At 60.9% G+C, this 22,361-nt stretch carries 17 protein-coding genes and 1 other RNA gene; 7 read left to right on the top strand and 11 right to left on the bottom strand.

Features of this window, described 5'->3' with window-relative positions; all coding sequences use genetic code 11:
- Window positions 1–3: 3 nt before the first annotated feature.
- Window positions 4–375 (top strand): VOC family protein, encoded by a 372-nt coding sequence (locus ABWL43_RS21470; protein ID WP_404484198.1) that lies wholly within the window; start codon window positions 4–6, stop codon window positions 373–375.
- Here the strand turns inward: ABWL43_RS21470 and ABWL43_RS21475 are convergent.
- Complete coding sequence (locus ABWL43_RS21475) at window positions 289–1,248, bottom strand: DMT family transporter (RefSeq protein WP_404484201.1); 960 nt, start codon at window positions 1,246–1,248, stop codon at window positions 289–291. The genes ABWL43_RS21470 and ABWL43_RS21475 overlap by 87 nt on opposite strands.
- Before the next feature lie 101 nt (window positions 1,249–1,349).
- On the opposite strand from ABWL43_RS21475, the gene ABWL43_RS21480 reads away from it, so the two are divergent.
- Window positions 1,350–2,213 (top strand): LysR family transcriptional regulator, encoded by an 864-nt coding sequence (locus ABWL43_RS21480; protein ID WP_145159074.1) that lies wholly within the window; start codon window positions 1,350–1,352, stop codon window positions 2,211–2,213.
- A 59-nt stretch (window positions 2,214–2,272) separates the two neighbouring features.
- Window positions 2,273–3,175, top strand: a complete 903-nt coding sequence (locus ABWL43_RS21485) for a DUF2167 domain-containing protein (protein ID WP_404484205.1) — start codon at window positions 2,273–2,275, stop codon at window positions 3,173–3,175.
- 56 nt (window positions 3,176–3,231) lie between these two features.
- Here the strand turns inward: ABWL43_RS21485 and ABWL43_RS21490 are convergent, their stop codons facing one another.
- From ABWL43_RS21490 to ABWL43_RS21535, 10 genes are all read right to left on the bottom strand, one after another.
- A complete protein-coding gene (locus ABWL43_RS21490) occupies window positions 3,232–3,555 on the bottom strand; it encodes a hypothetical protein (RefSeq protein ID WP_145159078.1) in 324 nt (107 codons plus the stop codon).
- Window positions 3,556–3,618: 63 nt separating this feature from the next.
- Window positions 3,619–4,209, bottom strand: a complete 591-nt coding sequence (locus ABWL43_RS21495) for a hypothetical protein (RefSeq protein ID WP_145159080.1) — start codon at window positions 4,207–4,209, stop codon at window positions 3,619–3,621.
- A gap of 1 nt (window position 4,210) precedes the next feature.
- Complete coding sequence (locus ABWL43_RS21500) at window positions 4,211–5,257, bottom strand: N-acetylmuramidase family protein (RefSeq protein ID WP_404484208.1); 1,047 nt, start codon at window positions 5,255–5,257, stop codon at window positions 4,211–4,213.
- Window positions 5,258–5,413: 156 nt separating this feature from the next.
- A complete protein-coding gene (locus ABWL43_RS21505) occupies window positions 5,414–6,415 on the bottom strand; it encodes an N-acetylmuramidase family protein (RefSeq protein WP_404484211.1) in 1,002 nt (333 codons plus the stop codon).
- A gap of 217 nt (window positions 6,416–6,632) precedes the next feature.
- Window positions 6,633–6,729: signal recognition particle sRNA small type (gene ffs / locus ABWL43_RS21510), an RNA gene on the bottom strand.
- A gap of 115 nt (window positions 6,730–6,844) precedes the next feature.
- The gene (locus ABWL43_RS21515) at window positions 6,845–8,008 is read right to left on the bottom strand and encodes a putative zinc-binding metallopeptidase (RefSeq protein ID WP_404484213.1); all 1,164 of its coding nucleotides are present in this window, start codon (window positions 8,006–8,008) and stop codon (window positions 6,845–6,847) included.
- 139 nt (window positions 8,009–8,147) lie between these two features.
- Window positions 8,148–10,514: an NAD-dependent DNA ligase LigA gene (gene ligA / locus ABWL43_RS21520; RefSeq protein ID WP_404484216.1), complete on the bottom strand. Its 2,367-nt coding sequence runs from the start codon at window positions 10,512–10,514 to the stop codon at window positions 8,148–8,150.
- 87 nt (window positions 10,515–10,601) lie between these two features.
- Window positions 10,602–11,465, bottom strand: coding sequence for a cell division protein ZipA (gene zipA / locus ABWL43_RS21525; protein ID WP_034119293.1), 864 nt, complete (start codon window positions 11,463–11,465; stop codon window positions 10,602–10,604).
- 284 nt (window positions 11,466–11,749) lie between these two features.
- Window positions 11,750–15,238: a chromosome segregation protein SMC gene (gene smc, locus ABWL43_RS21530; protein ID WP_145159090.1), complete on the bottom strand. Its 3,489-nt coding sequence runs from the start codon at window positions 15,236–15,238 to the stop codon at window positions 11,750–11,752.
- Window positions 15,239–15,240: 2 nt separating this feature from the next.
- A complete protein-coding gene (locus tag ABWL43_RS21535) occupies window positions 15,241–15,900 on the bottom strand; it encodes a GntR family transcriptional regulator (RefSeq protein WP_145159092.1) in 660 nt (219 codons plus the stop codon).
- 280 nt (window positions 15,901–16,180) lie between these two features.
- On the opposite strand from ABWL43_RS21535, the gene xdhA reads away from it, so the two are divergent.
- The 4 genes from xdhA (at window position 16,181) to guaD (ending at window position 22,301) form a co-directional block, all read left to right on the top strand.
- A complete protein-coding gene (gene xdhA, locus ABWL43_RS21540) occupies window positions 16,181–17,629 on the top strand; it encodes a xanthine dehydrogenase small subunit (protein WP_145159094.1) in 1,449 nt (482 codons plus the stop codon).
- Window positions 17,622–20,021 carry a xanthine dehydrogenase molybdopterin binding subunit gene (gene xdhB / locus ABWL43_RS21545; RefSeq protein ID WP_145159096.1) on the top strand — a complete coding sequence of 800 codons (2,400 nt, stop codon included), beginning with the start codon at window positions 17,622–17,624 and terminating at the stop codon, window positions 20,019–20,021. The genes xdhA and xdhB overlap by 8 nt, the downstream gene beginning before the upstream one ends.
- A gap of 123 nt (window positions 20,022–20,144) precedes the next feature.
- Window positions 20,145–20,984 (top strand): xanthine dehydrogenase accessory protein XdhC, encoded by an 840-nt coding sequence (gene xdhC, locus ABWL43_RS21550; RefSeq protein WP_369301355.1) that lies wholly within the window; start codon window positions 20,145–20,147, stop codon window positions 20,982–20,984.
- A 12-nt stretch (window positions 20,985–20,996) separates the two neighbouring features.
- Window positions 20,997–22,301, top strand: a complete 1,305-nt coding sequence (gene guaD, locus ABWL43_RS21555; RefSeq protein WP_404484221.1) for a guanine deaminase — start codon at window positions 20,997–20,999, stop codon at window positions 22,299–22,301.
- Window positions 22,302–22,361: the final 60 nt, after the last annotated feature.

The following is a 22,361-nucleotide window of genomic DNA, read 5'->3' on the forward strand; positions in this document are numbered from 1 at the left end:
GCAATGCACACCGTCGCCCATTACTTCCTGCTCTACGTCGACAGCCCGGCCACCAGTGCCAACTTTTATAGCCGCCTGCTGGATAAGCCGCCGGTTGAACTGAACCCCACCTTTGCCCTGTTCATCCTCGACAACGGCGTAAAGCTGGGGCTGTGGTCGCGCCACACGGTGGAGCCTGCGGCCCAGATGACCGGCGGCGGCGGTGAGGTGGGCTTTTCCCTGCCAGACCAGGCCGCCGTAGACGCCCTGCACGCTCAGTGGGTGGCGCGCGGCGCAACTATCATTCAGTCACCGACCCCTATGGATTTCGGCTACACCTTTGTCGCCCAGGACCTCGATGGCCACCGACTGCGCGCGTTCTGCATGAGCGACTGACCGCCAGCGGCCCTCCAGGCTGATGGCCGCCACGCTGGCCAGCACCATCACGCCGCCCAGCATCACCTGCACGGCAATGTGCTCGCCCAGCAGCGTCGCGGCCATCACCATGGCGACCGGCGGGATCAGGTACATCGCCACCGACGCTCGGCTGACCTCGACGTGCTTCAACACATAGGCCCAGGCGAGGTACGCCAGGGCGCTGGGGAAAATGCCGAGGATCAGCACCGCGAGGTTTTCCGCCAGCGGTGCCTGCTCCACGGCATTGGCCAGGCCTGGCAGGTTCACGCACAGCATCAGGGTGCCCGCCCACACCATGTAACACGCCATGGTCAGCGGGCTGTAGCGATGGGCATAGTGTTTCTGGATGGCGAAATACACGCTCCATGACACCGCCGCCAGCACAATCAGCAAACCGCGCGGGTCAATATCGCCCACGCCATGATCGCCCCAGATCACCACCAGCACGCCAAGCAAGCCCAGCAACACACAACCCCAGCGCCAGGCACTGACGCGCTCTTTCAAACACAAACACGCGATCAGCACACTGAACAGTGGCGCCGACTGCGCCAGCACGCTCGACGCCGCCGCCGTCACCCATTGCTGCCCATAATTGAGGCTGGTGTGGTGCAAAAACACGCCGAAGAACCCCAGCACCAGTAACCACGGCAGGTCGCGCAAACGCGGCCGGCCAATGCCTACCGCCAATGCCACACCGGCCATGAACACCGACGCAATCAGAAATCGCAGCAACGCCAACTGGCCGGGGCTGTAGCTGTGCAACCCCATGTGCACGCCAATCGGCGAATAGGCCCAACAGAGGATGACGCCAGAGATGACTAGCGTAAGCTTTGCGGGTGATGGGGTATTCATCGACGATGTCCGGCAACTGAGTAGGATGCCGTCAGTCTTGGCCCCGGCAAGGCGCAGGACAATTAAGCGTTTCTGACTTCTGAAATCACTGGAACTGAGCAATGGAACTGGCCCAACTGAAAATGGTGCGAGCCGTGGCGCAAACCGGCAGCGTGGCCCAGGCCGCCCTGCAATTGCATTGCGTGCCGTCCAACATCACCACGCGGATCAAGCAGTTGGAAAGCGAGTTGGGCACGCCCTTGTTTATCCGTGCCGGGCGCGGGCTGGCAATCAGTGCCGCCGGGGAAATCTTCCTGGACTACTGCGAGCGCATTCTGGCGCTGGTAGACGAATCCAAACGCGCAGTGGATGCCGACGCCATCCCCCGCGGCACCTTGCGCATCGGCGCGGTGGAATCCAGCGCCAGCGGCCGCCTGCCGCCCTTGCTGGCGGAATACCATCGGCGCTACCCGGATGTCTCGCTCGAGCTGGTCACTGGCGCCTGGGCGCAGTTGCTGGACGACCTGCAACACCATCGCCTCGATGTGGCGCTGGTGGCCTGTGGTGGCAAACGCGCCAAGCTTGAACACAGCGTGGTCTACAGCGAACGCCTGGTGCTGATCGCCAGCGCGTCCAGCGCCCCGATCAACAGTGCCCAAGACCTGGCCGGTCGTACGCTGCTGGTATGGCCAGCAGGCTGCCCGTATCGCGCGGCGCTGGAGAACTGGGTCAAACCGCATGCTTTCAAACCGAGCATCGCCAGCTATGCCAGCTGGGGCACGATCATCGGTTGTGTCAGTGCGGGGATTGGCGTGGCATTGGCGCCGGAAGGCATCCTGGCCCGCTATGAGCAGGCCAATCAGTTGGCCTCCTACCGGTTTGAAGAGCTGCAGGCCGTGGACAACCTGTTGTTCTGGCACAAGGACACCCAGCGGCATTTGGCACGGGATGCGTTTGCGGGGCTGCTGCGGGAGACTTTTGGCTGACCCGGGCAGCAAATTTCAGTATTCTTCCGCGAAATTAATTCAAAATGTAAGGGACTACCATGAATTACTTCCGCGTGTTGATAGCGGCGGCTGCGCTGAGCCTGTCTGCCCTACCCGTCTTTGCTGCACCTGCGCCCGCGCCCGCCGAAGCCAGCGCGCCGGCTGAAACGGCTGAACACTTCCTCGCCTCACTCAAGCAGAAGACCGGCACGGTCACGCTGCCCAGTGGCATTGCCACGCTCAAGCTCAACGACGAGTTCTACTACCTCGACCCCGCCGACACCGAGCGCCTGTTGACCGATGGCTGGGGCAACCCACCCGGCTTCAAAACCCTGGGCATGATCGTGCCAAAAGCAGTCAGCCCCTTGTCGGAACGCGGCTGGGGCGTGATCGTCAGCTACAAGGCTGACGGGCACGTTTCCGACGAGGACGCGGCAAAAATCGACTACGCCGAACTGCTCAAGCAAATGCAGGAAGAAGACGAGGAAGACAACCAGCAACGCCAGAAACAAGGCTACGCCGGCCTGCACCTGCTGGGCTGGGCCGAACCGCCGCGCTACGACGATGCCACCCACAAAATGTACTGGGCGCGCGAGCTGAAAGCCGACGACGCCCAGCAAACCACCCTCAACTACAGCATCCGCGTGCTGGGCCGTGAAGGCGTGCTGGAACTCAACGCCGTCGCCGCCATGGCCGACCTGTCCACCATCAAGCAGGAAATGCCCAAGGTTTTGGCCTTTACCAACTTCACCGACGGCAACCTGTACACCGACTTCAACCCCAAGACCGACAAGCTGGCCACTTATGGCCTGGCGGCCCTGGTGGCCGGCGGGATAGCGGCCAAGGCCGGGTTGTTTGCCAAGATCGGCATCTTCCTGCTGGCGGCGAAGAAGTTCCTGATGGTCGGCGTTGTGGCGCTGTTCGCCGTGATCCGCAAGCTGTTCAACCGCAACAAGGCCTGAACCCCGGGCATAAAAATGCCGCAACGTGCATGACACGTTGCGGCGCAGGGGTTGGCTCAGTGCTGCGCAGCAGGCTCTGGCGGCTGCGCGCCCGGGCATGGGTTGACGATCGCAAACTCATCCACAGCCGCCATCCCTGGCTTGTAGCCCGGCACCGTTACATAGCGCAGCACCCGATTACCGGTGAGCTTCACAAATGAGCCCTCGATACCGGTGAACACCTTCTGCTGATGGCTCAACAGGTAATCGAAGATCTTGTCCTTCATCGGCACGTTGATTGCGCCGCGCGGCGTGATCGGGGCAAGCATGAAGGCATCAGCGTGGGTAAACACGTAGAAGGTTTCGGGTTTGCCGCGCCCATCCGTCACTTTTGCGCACATCACCTCATCGACACGCAGCGTCCTGACCGGCAGGTAAGACTTGTCCTGATAGAGGGGCGCGGTTCAGCTTTTGGGCGCAGTCAGGCGGCTGTATTGATCCTGGCGGATCCAGCCGGTGAACGAGCGGTCCTTGGCATTGGTGAATTCAACCTGGGCCCAGCCATCTTTGAAAGCCAGTACGCCGACCACATCGTCCTTGACGATATACGGACGCTTGCCCGCACTTTCGCCAGGGGTTTTGAGCAGATAAGCCTTGTCGGCAGTGACCGTCACCAGGCCGATCCACTGTTTGCTGGCGGTTTGGGTCAGGTCCAGCCCGGTGGCGATTTCCGGCATCAGCACGCTGAGGCAACCGGGGTGCTGGCGGCCTTGTTCCACGGTCAGCGTCACGCCATCGGACGAGGCCGTCACGCTGCCAGGGTAGGCGTCGTCGACCCAGGTCGTCAGCGCTTCGGGCGCGCCTTGCAGGTAAAACGTACAGGTGCGCGTTACGCCCTCACCCAACGCTTCCGAGTAGAAACCTTCGACTTGATGCTCAGGGGTGACCGCCAGCATCAGCCCTTCGTACTTGCCAGAGTGCAAGGCTGTTTCGTCTGCACATGCAGGCGCGATAGCGCACAACGACAAAACACCCACTGCCAGAAAACGCATCATCTTATTTCTTCCCTTCCAGTGCTTCGTAGGCCTTCTTGATACGGCGGTCATAGTCGCCGTAATCCTCGCCGTTATAGTTGCGCGCCATGGCCACGTAGTCTTTGTCTTTCATGGCTTTGATCAACGCCGGGCTTTTGCTGCAAAAACCGAGGAACGCCTTTAATTGGTTGCCGGCATTGATCTTTAATGCCGCGGCAAATTCGAACACGGTCTTGTAACCACAGGAGGCGTAGTTGAACCCCATGATCTGGAACATACCCCAGGACGCCGACATCAAGGCCGCTTCCTGATCCAGCGCAAAGGCGGTGGCCATGGTTTCCCAGGCCTTGGCCTGGTCCTTGTTGTTGACTTGCCACTGTGGCCCGGCCTTCCTCACGTAGACATACGACAGCAGTGGATGTGCCTGGTCGTAGATGTGCTTGGTGTACTTGCGAAACAGGTGCCCTTCAAAAGCGATCACCGGCAGCTGGGCCGGCCCGAAACCGGAACGCCCGCCGGACTCCACGGTGGCGAAGGCCTTGATGATATTCACCGAAATACCGCTGCCCAACTGCGTGGCGGCGTTCTGGAAGTCGGTTTCGGTGAGCGTCATGCCGCCGTCGCACGTGGGCTGGAGCATCAATTGCCGGTTGCGTCGCTCGGCCTCGATCATCGCACGCATGCGGTCCAGGTACACATTGACCGTGGCCTGCACCGCATCGGCGTTGTTATTGCCGAACGCGTTGAGAAAGCTTGGAATGCGCATCGTCGGAAACGCCTTCACCGGCACTTTCACCGCCTCTTCGATCAGGCTGTTGAACGTACGACCGGTGGGGTCGATCACCCCATCGGGGTGCGCGTATTTAAGGTGGCGAAACTGATACTGGCTGATGCACTGCACCAACTGGCCGTCGCACTTGCCATTTTCGGCCAGCGGAAACCCCATCTTGGGAATGATCAAATTGAATAAATACTGGATGCACTGAACATCGGCAGGCAAGTTGCGCGCTTTACCGGGCGCGCCCACCGAAGCACTGATAAGACGGGGCAACCCTTGCAGGCTTTTCATCACTGACATCCTTGTAAGTTAAAGAAGTGCTGGCACTTCAATATCAATGCAGCGCTCTTGTTACACCTCGAAACAAGTGGCTGGCGGAAACTAACAAGATGGTTTTGGGTTGTCCAGTGGGCGCTTTGCACGTTGTGAAACAACCGTCATGCACGGCTACTTTTTCCTCTCCAGCGCCTCAAAGGCTTTCTGGATTCGCTTGTCGTAATCACCATAATCCGCCCCGTTGTATTGGGCAGCCATGCCCGCGAAGTCCTTGTTCTTCATGGCCTTGAACAAGGCCGGGTTCTTGCGGCAAAAACCGACGAACGCCATCAGCTGCTGGCCGGCGTTGAGTTTCATCGCGCTGACAAAATCGAAGACGCTCTTGTAACCGCAGGCGGCGAAGTTGAAGCCCATGATCTGAAACATGCCGTACGACGCCGACATCAACGCCGCTTCCTGATTTAACTTGAACGCATCGGCCAGGGTCTGCCACGCCACCGCCTGGGTTTTGTTGTTGGCTTTCCATTGCGGGCCGGCTTTTTCCCGGTAGGGGTATGACAGGAGGGGATAGGCCTTGTCGTACTTCTGCTGGGTGTATTTGCGAAAGATGTGACCTTCATACGCGATCACCGGCATCTGGGCGGGGCCGAAGCCGGATCGCCCACCAGATTCCACAGTGGCGAACGCCTTGATGATGTTCACCGAGATACCGCTGCCCAGCGCTGTCGCGGCGCTTTGAAAGTCAGCATCGGTCAGTGTCACACGTCCATCACAGGTGGCTTTTGTAACCCAATGCAGTGTGTCTGGTTGGGCCGGGGCAGGCGCCAGAGGGCGTGGCGGGGTTGGGGCGACAGCGGTACCGGCCGAGTCGTTGGCCGGGGTCACGGGAGTTGTCTTGCGCGCGTCTTCGAGCAGGGCGCTGAACGTTCGGCCTGCCGGGTCAATCACGCCGTCGGGTGTGGCGACCTTGAGACGATTGGATTGATAGTCCTTGATACGCTGGACCAGCAGCGGGCCGCACTTGCCATCCACCAGCAAAGGCGAAGCGGGTTTGGCGGTGATCAGGTTGAATAGATTCTGAATGGATCGAACATCATCAGAGTCATTGCGGGCCTTGCCGGCGGTGCCGACGGAACCGCTGATACGGCTGGGTATACCTTGGAGGCTGTGCATGGCAATCATCCTTTCTGATTGAAGGAGTGCCATCACTTCTTTACTACTCCAGCACCACGGTCATTTTTTGAAAAAAACCCATGATTGACGCTAGCAGACGGTCGAAGGTTGTCCAGCAAAAAGCCGTCATGGCTGCGCACTACAAATGGGCAGATGACTGAAGAAACGTTTTTTGATTTGAAACAGAGGGGGTTGCGGGAGAGCGTTATGGAGGCAACCCCACCAGCCACACCCCGGCACACAATGTTCCCGCTGTGGCTGCTGCCTTCCGGCTCTGACCAGGTTCACGGGTAATCGTTGCGGGGGGACCGATGGGGTCACCATAACGACGCTCGCCTCTCGGCAAGCCGCGCCATTGTACCGATCTCATCGGAAGTTACAACCGTTGGTTCAGGATTAAAAAATCAAGGGGCTCAAGCACTTGTGCCGCTACAGAATCACGGCTTCATCTGCCCTGCCGCCCTCTTCCTGGATGACCAGGTGAATAAAGTGCAGCTTGGCGATCACCGCCGGCGGCAGCACAAAGGGATAAAAATCCGGCTGGCCCATGCTGCGCGACAGTTCGTTGAGCATGCCGGCCAGTTCGATCCAGGCGTTGACGAACGACAGGAACGCCGTACCGCCTGGGTGTTCGGGGTCGTAAAGGGTGCTGAGGGGAAACGGCTGGTAATCCAGGTCCATCTCACGGGCACTCATGCCAAAGCCCAAGGCGGTGTCGACGGCGTCCATCATGTGCAGGTAGTGGGCCCAGGTTTCGGCCCAGTCTTCCCAAGGGTGCATGGTGGCGTAGGCGCTGACGCAAGTCTGCTGCCAGTCGGGGCGTGGGCCGTTCTGGTAATGCTGGTCGAGTGCATCGGCGTAGCTGGCGCGTTCGTCGCCGAACAAGGCGCGAAAAGGTTCGAGCCAGTGGGTATCGGCGATCAGGCGGTCCCAGTAGTAATGGCCGACCTCATGGCGAAAGTGGCCAAGCAGCGTGCGGTAAGGCTCGCGCATTTGTACGCGAACTTTCTCACGGTGGGCGTCGTCGGCTTCCTTGATGTCGAGGGTAATCAGACCGTTGGCGTGGCCCGTCATCGGAGCATTGCCTTCCAGGTCGACGCCGACGAAGTCGAAGGCCAGGCCGTTGTCTTCATCGACGCTTTTGGGCACCACTTGCAGGCCGAGGCTGATCAGTTGCGCCACCAAACGGTGCTTGGCAGTTTCGACCTTGCGCCAGCGTTCGGCGTTTTCCGCGATCGACAGGTCGGGAATGGTGCGGTTCAGACTGCACGCCACGCACAGCGGCGCCGTACTGTGCGCCGGGATCAGCCAGTTGCAGGCGGCGGGAGTGTCGAGGTTGGCACAGCGCCGGAAGGCGCCGGCGTCAAGGTTGTCGTCCTGCAGCCAAGTCCCGACAACCGGGCCCGGCTGTAAGGACGATACGCGGCTTTGCTGCGGCTGATAACCGAGCAACGCCTGGCAAGCCAGGCACTGGCTGTTGCGAAAGAACAGCGATTGGCCACAGCGGCACTGCCACACCTTGCTGTTACGAGATGCGCCCGCCGTGAACGGTGCTGCGATGCGTGAACTGAGTTGCTCGAAGTAGCGGAACATGGCGATCTCTCTCTGGGTGACCAAGACTAGATCATTTCCCGTGAGAGATCGTTCCACTGGTGAGGGGGCTGCTGCGCAGGCCGACGCGGGGCAAGCCCGCTCGCCACAATAAGCAGCAGCTCACTCCCCGCTCGCGCCGTCAGACCGTGATGTTGTGCTTGGCCAGGAATGCCACGAACGCTTCTTCGTCCAACACCTTCAAGCCCAGTTCGCTGGCCTTGGCCAATTTCGAGCCAGCGCCCGGCCCGGCCACCACGCAGTGGGTTTTCGCCGAGACGGAGCCGGCCACCTTGGCGCCGAGGCTTTCAAGCTTGTCCTTGGCCACATCGCGGCTCATCAGCTCCAGTGAACCGGTGAGCACCCAGGTGTGCCCTGCTTCGGGCAAGCCTTCGACGACCTTCTTCTCGCTCTGCCAGTGCATGCCGAAGTCCTTGAGCTGCTGCTCGATGGCCAGGGCGTGGTTGGCATTGTCTTGGTTGTCAAAAAACTCGCGCACGGCCTTGGCCTGCTTTTCAGGCAGTGCCTGACGCATGTCCAGCCAATCAGCCTGGATCACGCCTTCCAGAGAACCGAATTTATCCGCCAGTTTCTGCGCAGCGCCCGGCCCAACGCTGGGCACGTGCAATTTGTCGAGCAAGCCGCCCAAGGTGGTACTGGCGGCGAACTCGGCACTCAGGTCGCCCTGATCCTGCAGTTGCAGGCCGCATTGCTCCGGCGACAGCAGCGCGCCAATCACCTCCTGGTTATGGCTGTCTTCAAAGAAGCTGTGAATCTCGTGCGCCACTTCCAGGCCCACGTCGGGCAGGTAAGTCAGCACTTCCGGCAAGGCCTTCTGCACACGCTCCAGAGACGCCAGGGAGCGCGCCAGCACCTTGGCGGTCTCCTCGCCCACATCCGGGATGCCCAAGGCGTAGATAAAGCGCGCCAGAGTCGGGGTCTTGCTGTTTTCGATGGCGGTGATCAGCTTCTTGCTGGAAATATCGGCAAAGCCTTCCAGGTCGATGATCTGCTCGTACTTGAGCTTGTAAAGGTCGGCCGGCGAACCGATGAGTTTTTCGTCCACCAACTGCTCGATGGTCTTGTCGCCCAGGCCGTCGATGTCCATGGCCCGGCGCGAGACAAAATGGATAATCGCCTGCTTGAGCTGCGCGCCACAGGCCAGGCGCCCGACGCAGCGGTACACCGCGCCTTCGCTGACGGTTTCCTTGCCCTTGCTGCGCTTGACCAGTTGCGTGCGCTCCACGTGGGAGCCACACACCGGGCAGCTTTCGGGGACCTGCACCGCGCGGGCGTTTTCCGGGCGGCGTTCGGTGACCACCGAGACGACTTGCGGGATCACGTCACCGGCGCGGCGGATGATCACCGTATCGCCGATCATCAGGCCCAGGCGCGCGACTTCATCCATGTTGTGCAAGGTGGCGTTGGACACGGTCACACCCGCGACCTTGACCGGCTTGAGGCGTGCAACGGGCGTGACAGCGCCGGTCCGACCGACCTGAAATTCGACGTCGAGCAATTCAGTCAGCTCTTCCATCGCCGGGAATTTATGCGCGATGGCCCAGCGCGGTTCACGCGCGCGAAAACCCAGTTCACGTTGGGCAGCAATGCTGTTGACCTTGAACACCACGCCGTCGATTTCATAACCCAGGCTGTTACGCCGCTCGCCGATATCGCGGTAGTAGTCCAGGCATTCCTGGATACCCTTGGCCAACTTAAGCTCGTGGCTGATCGGCATGCCCCACTTCTGCAACTGCTTCAAGTTGCCGATGTGGGTGTCGCTGATGTCTGCGGTAACCTGGCCGATGCCATAGCAGCAGAACTCCAGCGGGCGGCTGGCGGTAATCTTCGAGTCCAACTGGCGCAGGCTGCCAGCCGCCGCGTTGCGCGGGTTGGCGAAGGTCTTGCCGCCGACTTCCAGCTGCGAGGCGTTCAGGCGCTCGAAACCGGCCTTGGACATGAACACTTCGCCGCGCACTTCCAGGGTCGCCGGCCAGCCGCTGCCGTGCAGCTTCAGCGGGATATTGCGCACAGTGCGCACGTTGACGCTGATGTCTTCGCCCGTCGTGCCATCGCCACGGGTGGCGCCGCGTACCAGTTCACCGTCTTGATACAGCAGGCTGACCGCCAGGCCATCCAGTTTGGGCTCACAGCTGTATTCCACCGCCGCGCCGCCGCCAAACAGATCGCCCACCGGCAGGTCGAGGCCTTCGGTGACCCGGCGATCAAACTCGAGCATGGTGGTTTCGTCAAAGGCGTTACCGAGGCTGAGCATCGGTATTTCGTGCTTCACCTGAGTGAACGCCGACAACGCCGCACTGCCGACCCGCTGCGTCGGTGAATCACGCGTGACCAAATCCGGATGCTCGGCTTCCAGGGCTTTGAGCTCGTGGAACAGCCGGTCGTACTCGGCGTCCGGAATGCTCGGCTCGTCAAGCACGTGGTAACGGTAGTTATGCTGATCCAGTTCAGCGCGCAATTGGAGGATGCGGGTATGGGCGGCGGTCATGGGTGTTCTCTCAGAAAGCAAAAGAGCAGCCGAAGCTGCTCAATATGTTAGTGCGCTTATTCTACTGACAACGCTGAAGACCAATCCTCAGCGTTTCTGTGTCAGGGCGCGACGCTCGAACTCGACGATGCGCTGACGGTAGTGTTCGATGGTCTGGGCGGTCAGGACGCTGCGTTGGTCGTCCTTGAGCTCACCGTTGAGTTCCTGAGACAGCTTGCGGGCCGCGGCCACCATCACGTCGAACGCTTGTTTGGGGTGACGCGGGCCTGGCAGGCCAAGGAAGAAGCTCACCGCCGGGGTGCTGAACAGGTCGATATCGTCCAGATCGAAGGTGCCCGGCTTGACCGCGTTGGCCATGGAGAACAGCACTTCGCCGTTACCGGCCATGCTTTCGTGACGGTGGAAAATATCCATCTCGCCAAACCGCAAGCCGCTTTCCAGGATATTCTGCAACAGCGCCGGGCCTTTGAAACCGGCGGCGTCGCGGCAGATCACGCTGATCACCAAGACTTCTTCAGCGGCCGGCTGGTCATTGACCGACTGGCGTGGCGCGCTTTTGGTCGGGGTCTCGTCGGGGAAATCGTCATCGCGGCTGCTGAAGCTCGGGCCATCATCGACGTCAAGGTTCAGGTCGCCCTGATGCGGCTCGGCAACCGCGGCGCTGCCGCGTTTGCCACGCTTGGAAGAGGGTTCACGGGCTTCACGCACCGGCGCGCTCATCGACGGCAAGTCGTGTTCGTCCAGTTGCGGCTCTTTATGGGTATCCAGCACGCGAGGCGGCCCCAACAGTTCGGCGCTGCCATCATCGTCAGGCAAGTTGGACAGGTTGCGGTCCAGACGGAACTTGAGCTTGCCCTTGCCACCGCGCATGCGGCGCCAGCCATCAAAAAGAATACCGGCAATGACAATAATGCCGATGACGATCAGCCACTCGCGCAGACCGATTTCCATGTAATCCCGTGCCTCTATAAAAAATGCTGAAAAATAAGGGGTTTAGCAACATCCAAACCGCTTTAAAACGTGGCGCCAACTCTATGTTCTGACTGACGTTTTGCCCACGCATACGAGGAATTGACAATAAACTAGCACGACCTTCGATAACTTTACACAGTTGGCGCGAAATGTGTCGATTTGCCATGTTTGGGCCACATGAAAGATCGCTTGCGCCAGCCGCCAACTGTGAGCTTCAAGCTGCAAGCTCTAAGCCTCAAACACGTGTAACCAGCAACTCGCCGCTAGGCATCCACCAGCGCCATCGCTTCTTCCACATCCACCGCCACCAAACGCGAACAACCGGGTTCGTGCATCGTTACACCCATCAATTGATCGGCCATTTCCATGGCGATCTTGTTGTGGGTGATATAGATGAACTGCACGGTCTGGGACATCTCTTTAACCAACCGAGCGTAGCGTCCAACGTTAGCGTCATCCAGCGGGGCGTCAACTTCGTCGAGCATGCAAAACGGCGCCGGGTTCAACTTGAAGATCGCAAATACCAGCGCCAATGCCGTCAGTGCCTTTTCGCCACCGGACAACAAATGGATGGTGCTGTTCTTCTTGCCCGGAGGCCGCGCCATGATCGTCACCCCTGTATCGAGTAGATCTTCGCCCGTCAGTTCCAAGTAAGCGCTGCCACCACCGAAAACTTTCGGGAATAACGCCTGTAAACCGCCATTAATCTGATCAAAGGTATCTTTGAAGCGATTACGGGTTTCCTTGTCGATCTTGCGGATCACATTTTCCAAAGTGTCCAGGGCTTCCACCAGATCGGCGTCCTGGGCATCCAGATAACGTTTGCGCTCGGACTGCTGCTGATACTCGTCGATGGCCGCGAGGTTGATCGCGCCGAGTCGTTGAATGCGTGCAGCAATCCGTTCAAGTTCTTCTTCGGCATCTTTCTCGTTGGCCTGGGCGGTCAACGTATTAAGCACGCCGTGCAGGTCGTAGCCGTCTTCCAGCAACTGGTCCTGCAGGGTCTTGCGGCGAACCGTCAGGGCCTGCCATTCCATGCGCTGCTGTTCGAGCTGGCCGCGAATCAACTGCGATTGCTGCTCGGCCTGGGTCCGGCGTTTTTCCGCATCGCGCAGTTCGCGGTCGGCGTCTTCCAGGGCGATTTGCGCAGTCTTGAGTTCTTCGTCGACGGTCATGCGCTTGTCGAGCAATTCTTCGAGCTTGAGCCGCAACTCCTCCAGCGGCGCTTCGCCCTCCTCCAGGTTGAGGCTCAGTTGCTCGCGCTTTTCGGTGAGGCGTTCGGATTGCATCTCCAGGCGCTCAAGGGCCTGACGCGTGGACGCGTGCTGAGCCTGCAACGAACCGAGGCGCACCGCCAATTGATGAGCGTGATCCTTGTGCTGGCGCGCTTCCTGACGCACGCGGTCAAGGCGTTCGCGCAGGCTGTCGCGCTGGGCCAGCAGCAGTTCGCGCTGCTCGGTGTCCAGCGCCATGCTGTCGAGGGCTTCCTGCAGTTGCAAGCGCGCCTCACCGATTTGTTCGTGCTCGAGGGCGCGTTGCTCGCCCATCTCCGCCACTTCTTCATCAAGACGGGTGCGGCGCAGGGTCAGTTGCTCAACCTTGGCCTTGCTCGCCGACAGTTGGGCCTTGAGTTCACCTTGCTGGCGCGCTTCGTCCTGCAACAAGCGGCGCAGGTGTTCGCGGCCGGTCTCCTGCTGGCGCTGGGTGGCGCGCAGGGTTTGCAGTTCGGTTTCCAGGCGTTCGAGAGTGGCTTCGCGTTCTTCGCGCTCGGCGCTCAGGTTGACGATTTCCTGGCCACGGGCCAATACGCCGCTTTCCGCTTCGCTGGCACGGCGCACACGCAGGAAGTGGCGGCCCACCCAATAACCATCGCGGCTGATCAGGCTTTCGCCCGCGCCCAATTGGCCGCGCTGCGCCAGGGCTTGCTCCAGGGAATCCACCGGTTTGACCTGCCCCAGCCAGGGCGACAGGTCAATCGCCGCCTCGACCTTGTCCAACAGACTGCCCGGCACGCGCGTGCCATCGGCCGCCGGGCTGAGCAAACGCAGATCGCCCTGAGTAAAGCCGGCCAGGTCGAAGCCACCAAAATCGTCGACCAGCACCGCCTGCAGGTCGGCACCGAGCACGGTCTCTACCGCCAGCTCCCAACCCGCTTCAACTGTTAACCCTTCCGCCAGGCGCGGGCGCTCGGCCAAATGCTGGTCGCGCAGCCACTCGGCAGTGCCGGTGCCCGGGTCCAGCGCGGCTTGCTGCAAGGCCTCCAGCGACGCCAATCGGCCGTTCAGCCGCTGCAAATCGCCCTGGGCCTGCTGCTGCGACTGGGTCGCCTGTTGCAGTTGCTGACGCAATTGCTCCAAGCGCTCCACTTGTTGTTCTTCGCTGGCTTCGAGCTCTTCCAGCGTCATCTCGCTTTCGGCCAGTTGCTCGCTCAGCTCCATGATCGCCGCGTCTTCCGGGTCGGCGGCGAGCAACACGCGCTCTTCCTGCAGACGCCGTTGGCGCTCGGCCAGACGCTCCATGCTGGTTTCCAGCTGCTGGATACGCGACTGCTGCACCTCAGCCTGGCGGCGCGGCTCGGCGGATTGCAGGTTGAAAGCGTCCCACTGCTCTTGCCAGCCGTGCATGGTGGTTTCGGCTTCTTCCAGGGCGGCGGCGGCTTCTTCGGCGGCGGCGCTGGTGATTTCCTGCTCGGGGGTGAGCATGTCCAGCTCTTCGCCGAGGGTCAGCAGCAAGGTGCGGTCATGGCCCAGGTGCGATTCGGTCTCCAGGCGCGCGCGCTCGGCTTCCTTCAAATCATCTTGCAGTTGGCGCAGACGCTGCTGGCCATGCTGAATGCTCTGCTCGACCCGGGCGATGTCGCCACCCACCGAATAGAAGCGGCCCTGCACCAGATTGAAGCGCTCGGACAGGTCATGGTGACCGTCACGCAGGCGCTCGATGCTGGCGTCGGCATTGCGCTGTTCGGCCACCAGCGCTTCAAAGCTGATTTCCTGGGTGCCGATGATCGCTTCGCGCTGGCCGACCTGATCGTTCAGCGCCTGCCAGCGCAGGGCCGAGAGTTGCGCCTTGAGCTGGCGTTCTTCGCCCTTGTATTCCTGATACTTCTCGGCGGCCTGGGCCTGGCGGTGCAGGCGCTCCAACTGGCGCTCCAGTTCTTCGCGCAGGTCGGTCAGGCGGGCGAGGTTTTCGTGGGTGCGGCGGATACGGTTTTCGGTCTCGCGGCGGCGCTCCTTGTACTTGGAGATGCCGGCTGCTTCTTCAATGAAATTACGCAGGTCTTCGGGCTTGGCTTCGATCAGCTTGGAGATCATGCCCTGCTCGATGATCGAGTAGCTGCGCGGGCCCAAGCCGGTGCCGAGGAAGATGTCGGTGATGTCCCGGCGCCGGCACTTGGTGCCGTTGAGAAAGTAGCTGTTCTGACTGTCGCGCGTCACTTTGCGGCGAATGGAAATTTCCGCGTACGCCGCGTATTCGCCGATCAGGGTGCCGTCGGAGTTGTCGAACACCAGCTCGATGCTGGCCTGGCTCACCGGTTTACGACTGGTGGAGCCATTGAAGATGACGTCGGTCATCGACTCGCCGCGCAGGTTTTTTGCCGAACTCTCGCCCATCACCCAGCGAACGGCGTCGATGATGTTCGACTTGCCGCAGCCATTGGGCCCCACCACCGCCGCCATGTTACTGGGGAAGTTCACCGTGGTCGGGTCGACGAAGGATTTGAACCCCGCCAGTTTGATGCACTTGAGCCGCACGTTTAGGCGTCCGCCAACGCAGCGATGACCAATGAACAACTGCGCTGGCCGTAGGCGGACAGCACCAGGCGAATCTGCGCCAGGTCACGCGCCAGCACGGCGGCGAGCAGTTGCTCGAACAGCGCCAGGTACTCGCTCATGGACGCCTTGCGTTGATCCAGCGCCAGGTAATAGGCGCGGTTCATCGCCGGCTGCAGGTTCTCGACGGTTTCCTGCAAATACGGGTTGTTGGCAAAAGGGTACGCGGCACGCATCACGTTGAAGCTTTCTTCGACGAAGGCGCGGATGTCCTGACGCTCAAAACTGTTCACCAGACGCTGCTGGATCTGCAGGAACGGCGTCATGTCGGCCTGCACCTTCCAGCCCTCGGCCACCGCATTGCCGAGCAGGATGTACAACTCGCCCATCAGCGTGCACAGGCTCTGCACCTTGTGCGCGGTGAGCTCGGTGACGTGGGCGCCACGGCGCGGCAGGATCGCGATCAGGTGGCGGCGCTCGAGGATCAATAAGGCTTCACGCACGGAACCACGGCTGACATTGAGCGCCAGCGTAACTTTCTGTTCCTGGATCCGCTCCCCAGGCTTGAGATCGCCGCGAATGATACGTTCGGCGAGGTGGTGAGCAATTTGCTCGGCGAGACTGTCCGGCGCCTTGAACGTCATGTTTTCCCTTCAGAATCTTCTATCAGTACAAGCGCGGCAGTGTAGCGCATTGGCCCGCTGATGGCGCTACGCCCACGGTGGCGAATTTGGCATGAAATAAGCAGCGATGAAAACCCACAAGCCGCCAAAAACAACGGTTCCAGAAGACTGGACCATAATTGAAAGTGTTGTGACCGTAATTTCTTGACCTCCTGGTCAGAAAATCATTGACCGAAAAGTCAGACATGACTAGATTCGGCGCAAAGCGGTTAACAACAATAATGAGTCTGCGAGGCCTTCCGTGATCCAGTTTTTACTCAACCAGGAACTCCGTAGTGAGCACGCCCTGGACCCCAACCTGACCGTGCTCAACTATTTGCGTGAGCACGTGGGCAAACCCGGTACCAAGGAAGGCTGCGCCAGCGGCGACTGCGGGGCGTGCACCGTCGTGGTCGGCGAGTTGCACCGCGACGAACAAGGCGCGGAGCAGATTCGTTATCGCAGCCTCAACTCATGCCTGACCTTTGTGTCGTCGCTGCACGGCAAACAGCTGATCAGCGTTGAAGACCTCAAGCACCAGGGCCAACTGCACAGCGTGCAAAAAGCCATGGTCGAGTGCCACGGCTCGCAATGCGGCTTTTGCACACCGGGCTTTGTGATGTCGTTGTTTGCCCTGCAAAAGAACAGCGACGCACCCGACAGCCAAAAAGCCCACGAAGCGCTGGCCGGCAACCTGTGCCGTTGCACCGGCTACCGCCCGATCCTGGCCGCTGCCGAACAGGCCTGCTGCAACAAACCGGTCGACCAGTTTGACAGCCGCCAGGCCGAGACCATCGCGCGCCTCAAAGCCATTGCGCCAACGCAGACCGGCGAACTCAACAGTGGCGACAAACGCTGCCTGGTGCCGCTGACCGTCGCCGACCTGGCCGACCTCTACGACGCCTACCCGCAAGCCCGGCTGCTGGCCGGCGGCACCGACCTGGCGCTGGAAGTCACGCAGTTTCATCGCACGCTGCCGGTAATGATCTACGTCGGCAATATCGAAGAAATGAAGCGCATCGAGCGCTTCGACGACCGCCTGGAAATCGGCGCCGCCACCGCCCTCTCCGACTGCTACACCGCGCTGCACCACGAATACCCGGACTTCGGCGACCTGCTGCACCGCTTCGCCTCCCTGCAAATCCGCAACCAGGGCACCTTGGGCGGCAACATCGGCAACGCCTCGCCGATTGGTGATTCGCCGCCGCTGCTGATCGCCCTGGGTGCACAGATCGTGCTGTGCAAAGGCAACGTGCGCCGCACCCTGGCGCTGGAAGACTACTTCATCGACTACCGCGTCACCGCGCGTCAGGACAGCGAATTCATCGAGAAAATCATCGTGCCCAAGGGCCACACACTGTTCCGTGCCTACAAGGTGTCCAAGCGCCTGGACGATGATATTTCCGCGGTGTGCGCCGCCTTCAACCTGAAGATCGAGAACGGCGTGATCAATCAGGCACGCGTCGCCTTCGGGGGCATGGCCGCCACGCCCAAACGCGCGAAAAGCTGCGAAGCCGTGCTGGTGGGCGCCACCTGGAACGCCGCCACGGTGGAGAAAGCCTGCGCCGCCCTGGCCGAGGATTTCACCCCGCTGTCGGACTTCCGCGCCAGTAAGGAATACCGTCTGCTCAGCGCGCAGAACCTGCTGCGCAAATACTTCATCGAACTGCAAACGCCGCACATCGAGACTCGGGTGACCGCTTATGTCTAACCATCACGCCGTCGTTAAAACCCAGGCCGAACTCGCCGAGCTGTTCGCTCAGGACCTGACCTCCGGAGTCGGCCGCAGCGTCAAACACGACAGCGCCGCCAAGCATGTGTCCGGCGAGGCGCAGTACATCGATGACCGCCTGGAATTTCCCAACCAACTGCACCTGTATGCGCGCATGTCCGACCGCGCCCACGCCCGCATCCTCAGTATCGACACCGCGCCCTGCTACGCCTTTGATGGCGTGCGTATCGCGATTACTCACGAAGACGTGCCGGGCCTGAAAGACATCGGCCCGCTGATGCCCGGCGACCCGTTGCTGGCCATCGACACGGTGCAGTTTGTCGGCCAGGTGGTGCTGGCCGTGGCCGCGCGCGACCTGGAAACCGCACGCAAAGCGGCCATGGCGGCGGTGATCGAATACGAAGACCTGGAGCCGGTGCTGGACGTGGTCGAGGCCTTTCGCAACAAGCATTTCGTGCTCGACAGCCACACTCACCAACGCGGTGATTCGGCAGGTGCACTGGCCACGGCGAAAAACCGTATCCAGGGCACGCTGCACATCGGCGGCCAGGAACACTTCTACCTGGAAACCCAGATCTCGTCGGTGATGCCCACCGAAGACGGCGGCATGATCGTCTATTGCTCCACGCAAAACCCCACCGAAGTGCAGAAGTTGGTGGCCGAAGTGCTCGACGTGTCAATGAACAAAATCGTCGTCGACATGCGCCGCATGGGCGGCGGTTTCGGCGGCAAGGAAACCCAGGCCGCCAGCCCCGCCTGCCTGTGCGCGGTGGTGGCGCGCCTCACCGGCCAGCCGACCAAAATGCGCCTGCCGCGCGTCGAAGACATGCTGATGACCGGCAAGCGTCACCCCTTCTATATCGAATACGACGTGGGCTTTGACGACACGGGTCGCCTGCACGGGATCAACCTCGAACTGGCGGGTAACTGCGGCTGCTCGCCGGACTTGTCAAACTCGATTGTCGACCGCGCGATGTTCCACGCCGACAATTCGTATTACCTGGGCGACGCCACCGTTAATGGCCATCGTTGCAAGACCAACACGGCCTCCAACACCGCGTATCGCGGCTTCGGCGGGCCACAAGGCATGGTCGCCATCGAGGAAGTGATGGACGCCATCGCTCGGCACCTGGGTTTGGACCCATTGGCGGTGCGCAAGGCCAATTACTACGGCAAGACCGAGCGCAACGTCACCCACTACTACCAGACCGTCGAGCACAACATGCTCGAAGAGATGACCGCCGAGCTTGAAGCCAGCAGCCAATACGCCGAGCGCCGCGAAGCGATCCGCTTGTACAACGCCCACAGCCCGATCCTGAAAAAAGGCCTGGCGCTGACGCCGGTGAAGTTCGGTATTTCGTTTACCGCCAGCTTCCTGAACCAGGCCGGTGCGCTGATCCACATCTACACCGACGGCAGCATCCATTTGAACCACGGCGGCACCGAGATGGGCCAGGGCTTGAACACCAAGGTCGCGCAAGTGGTGGCCGAAGTGTTCCAGGTCGACATCGACCGCGTGCAGATCACCGCCACCAACACCGACAAGGTGCCCAACACCTCGCCCACCGCGGCGTCCAGCGGTGCCGACCTGAACGGCAAGGCTGCGCAGAACGCCGCCGAAACCATCAAGCAGCGCCTGGTGGAGTTTGCCGCACGCAAGTACGACGTGAGTGAAGCGGATGTGGAGTTTCACAATGGTCACGTGCGGGTACGCGACCAGATCCTGACCTTTGAAAGCCTGATCCAGCAGGCGTATTTCGCCCAGGTCTCGCTGTCGAGCACCGGTTTCTACAAGACCCCGAAAATCTTCTACGACCGCAGCCAGGCGCGTGGGCGGCCGTTCTATTACTTCGCGTTCGGCGCGGCCTGCTGCGAAGTGATCGTCGACACACTCACCGGCGAATACAAGATGTTGCGCACCGACATCCTGCACGACGTGGGCGCCTCGCTGAACCCGGCTATCGACATCGGCCAGGTGGAAGGCGGCTTTATCCAGGGCATGGGCTGGCTGACCATGGAAGAGCTGGTGTGGAACAACAAAGGCAAGCTGATGACCAACGGCCCCGCCAGCTACAAGATCCCGGCCGTGGCTGACATGCCCCTGGATTTACGCGTAAAGCTGGTCGAAAACCGCAAGAACCCGGAGGACACGGTGTTCCATTCCAAGGCCGTGGGTGAGCCGCCGTTCATGCTCGGGATTGCCTCGTGGTGCGCCATCAAGGATGCCGTGGCGAGTGTGGGTGAGTATCGCCATCAGCCGAAGATCGATGCACCGGCGACGCCGGAGCGGGTGTTGTGGGGGTGTGAGCAGATGCGGCAGTTGCAGGCGGCAAAGGCTGTCGAGGCTGAAACCGAGATGGCTTCGCTCTAAGACCGAGGTGCTGCCATCGCAGGCAAGCCAGCTCCCACATTTGATGGTGTTCACAAATCAAAATGTGGGAGGGGGCTTGCCCCCGATAGCGGCCCGACAGACAACAGCAATGTTGAGGTAAACATGAACAACTGGATCAGCGCCCTCGCCGACCTGCAGAACCGCGGCGAACCCTGCGTGCTGGTGACCATCATCGAAGAGCTCGGCTCCACGCCGCGCAATGCCGGCTCGAAGATGGTGATCAGCGCCGCGCAGACCTTCGACACCATCGGTGGCGGGCACCTGGAATACAAGGCGATGCAGATCGCCCGCGACATGCTCGTGCGCGGCCAGCAAAACACGCATCTGGAGCGCTTCAGCCTCGGTGCAAGCCTGGGCCAGTGCTGCGGCGGTGTGACTGTGCTGCTGTTCGAACCCATGGGCCAGGTGCAGGCGCACATTGCAGTGTTTGGCGCCGGCCATGTCGGCCGCGCGTTGGTGCCGCTATTGGCGAGCCTGCCGTGCCGGGTGCGCTGGATCGATTCCCGCGACCAGGAGTTTCCGGAAAACATTCCCCAGGGCGTGCGTAAAATCGTCAGCGAGGAGCCGGTCGACGAAATTGCCGACCTGCCAGTGGGCAGTTACTGCATCGTCATGACCCACAATCACGCGCTGGACCTGGAACTGACCGCCGCGCTGCTCAAGCGCAATGACTTTGCCTACTTCGGGCTGATCGGCTCGAAAACCAAACGGGTCAAGTTCGAACACCGCCTGCGTGATCGCGGCTTCGACACCGCGCAACTGCAACGCATGCGCTGCCCGATGGGCCTCACCGAGGTGAAGGGCAAACTGCCGGTGGAGATCGCCATCTCCATCGCCGGCGAAATCATCGCCACCTATAACGCCAATTTCGGCCAGCACACCGCGAGCGCCGAACCCATTGCCAAACTGCTGCCGGCCTCGCGCCGCAGCCAAGCACTCTAAATTGAGAACACCATGCCTTTGACTCGCAAAGCCTACCGTGCCGCCATCCTGCACAGCATCGCCGACCCTGCTGAAGTGGGGATCGAAGCGTCCTATGAGTATTTCGAAGACGGCCTGCTGGTGATCGATAACGGCCAGATCAGCGCCCTGGGCCACGCCAGCGATTTGCTGCCGACGCTGCCCGCCGACATAGACGTTACTCATTATCAGGATGCGCTGATCACCCCGGGCCTGATCGACACCCATATCCACCTGCCGCAAACCGGCATGGTCGGCGCCTATGGCGAGCAGTTGCTGGATTGGCTCAACACCTACACCTTCCCGTGTGAAAGCCAGTTCGCCGACAAGGCCCATGCCGAAGAAGTCGCAGACATCTTCATCAAGGAACTGCTGCGCAACGGCACCACCACGGCGCTGGTGTTCGGCAGCGTGCACCCGCAATCAGTCAATTCGTTTTTTGAAGCGGCCGAGAAACTCGACCTGCGCATGATCGCCGGCAAGGTAATGATGGACCGCAACGCGCCGGACTATCTGACCGACACCGCCGAATCCGGCTACCAGGAAAGCAAGGCGCTGATCGAACGCTGGCACGGCAAGGGCCGTTTGCACTACGCGGTCACGCCACGTTTTGCCCCGACCAGCACCCCGGCGCAACTGACGCTGGCCGGGCAATTGCTGGGCGAATACCCGGACCTGTACATGCAGACGCACATCAGTGAAAACCTGCAGGAAGTGGAATGGGTGAAAGAGCTGTTCCCGGAGCGCAAGGGCTACCTGGACGTGTATGACCACTACAAATTGCTGAGTGAGCGTTCGGTGTTTGCCCACGGCGTGCACCTGTGCGATGACGAGTGCGCGCGCCTCGCCGAAACGGGTTCGGCGGTAGCGTTCTGCCCGACCTCGAACTTCTTCCTCGGCAGTGGCTTGTTCAACCTGCCGATGGCCGAGAAACACAAGCTGAATGTCGGCCTGGGCACCGACGTGGGCGGCGGTACCAGCTTCTCGCTGCTGCAAACGTTGAACGAGGCCTACAAGGTCATGCAGTTGCAGGGCGCGCGGTTGAGCCCGTTCAAGTCGCTGTACCTGGCCACCTTGGGTGGCGCGCGAGCGCTGCGTTTGGAAGACAAGATCGGCACGCTGCAGCCGGGTACCGATGCGGACTTTTTGGTATTGGATTACAACGCCACGCCGCTGCTCAGCTATCGCTTGAAGCAGGCCAATAACATTGCCGAGACGTTGTTTGTGTTGATGACGCTGGGGGATGACCGGGCGGTGTTGCAGACGTATGCGGCCGGCAATCTCGTGCATCAACGCTGATCTAAAGCACACCGAGAAGCAAATGTGGGAGCGGGCTTGCTCGCGAATACGGAGTGTCAG

The sequence above is a fragment of the Pseudomonas sp. HT11 genome, from assembly GCF_044875395.1.
Lineage (GTDB): Bacteria > Pseudomonadota > Gammaproteobacteria > Pseudomonadales > Pseudomonadaceae > Aquipseudomonas.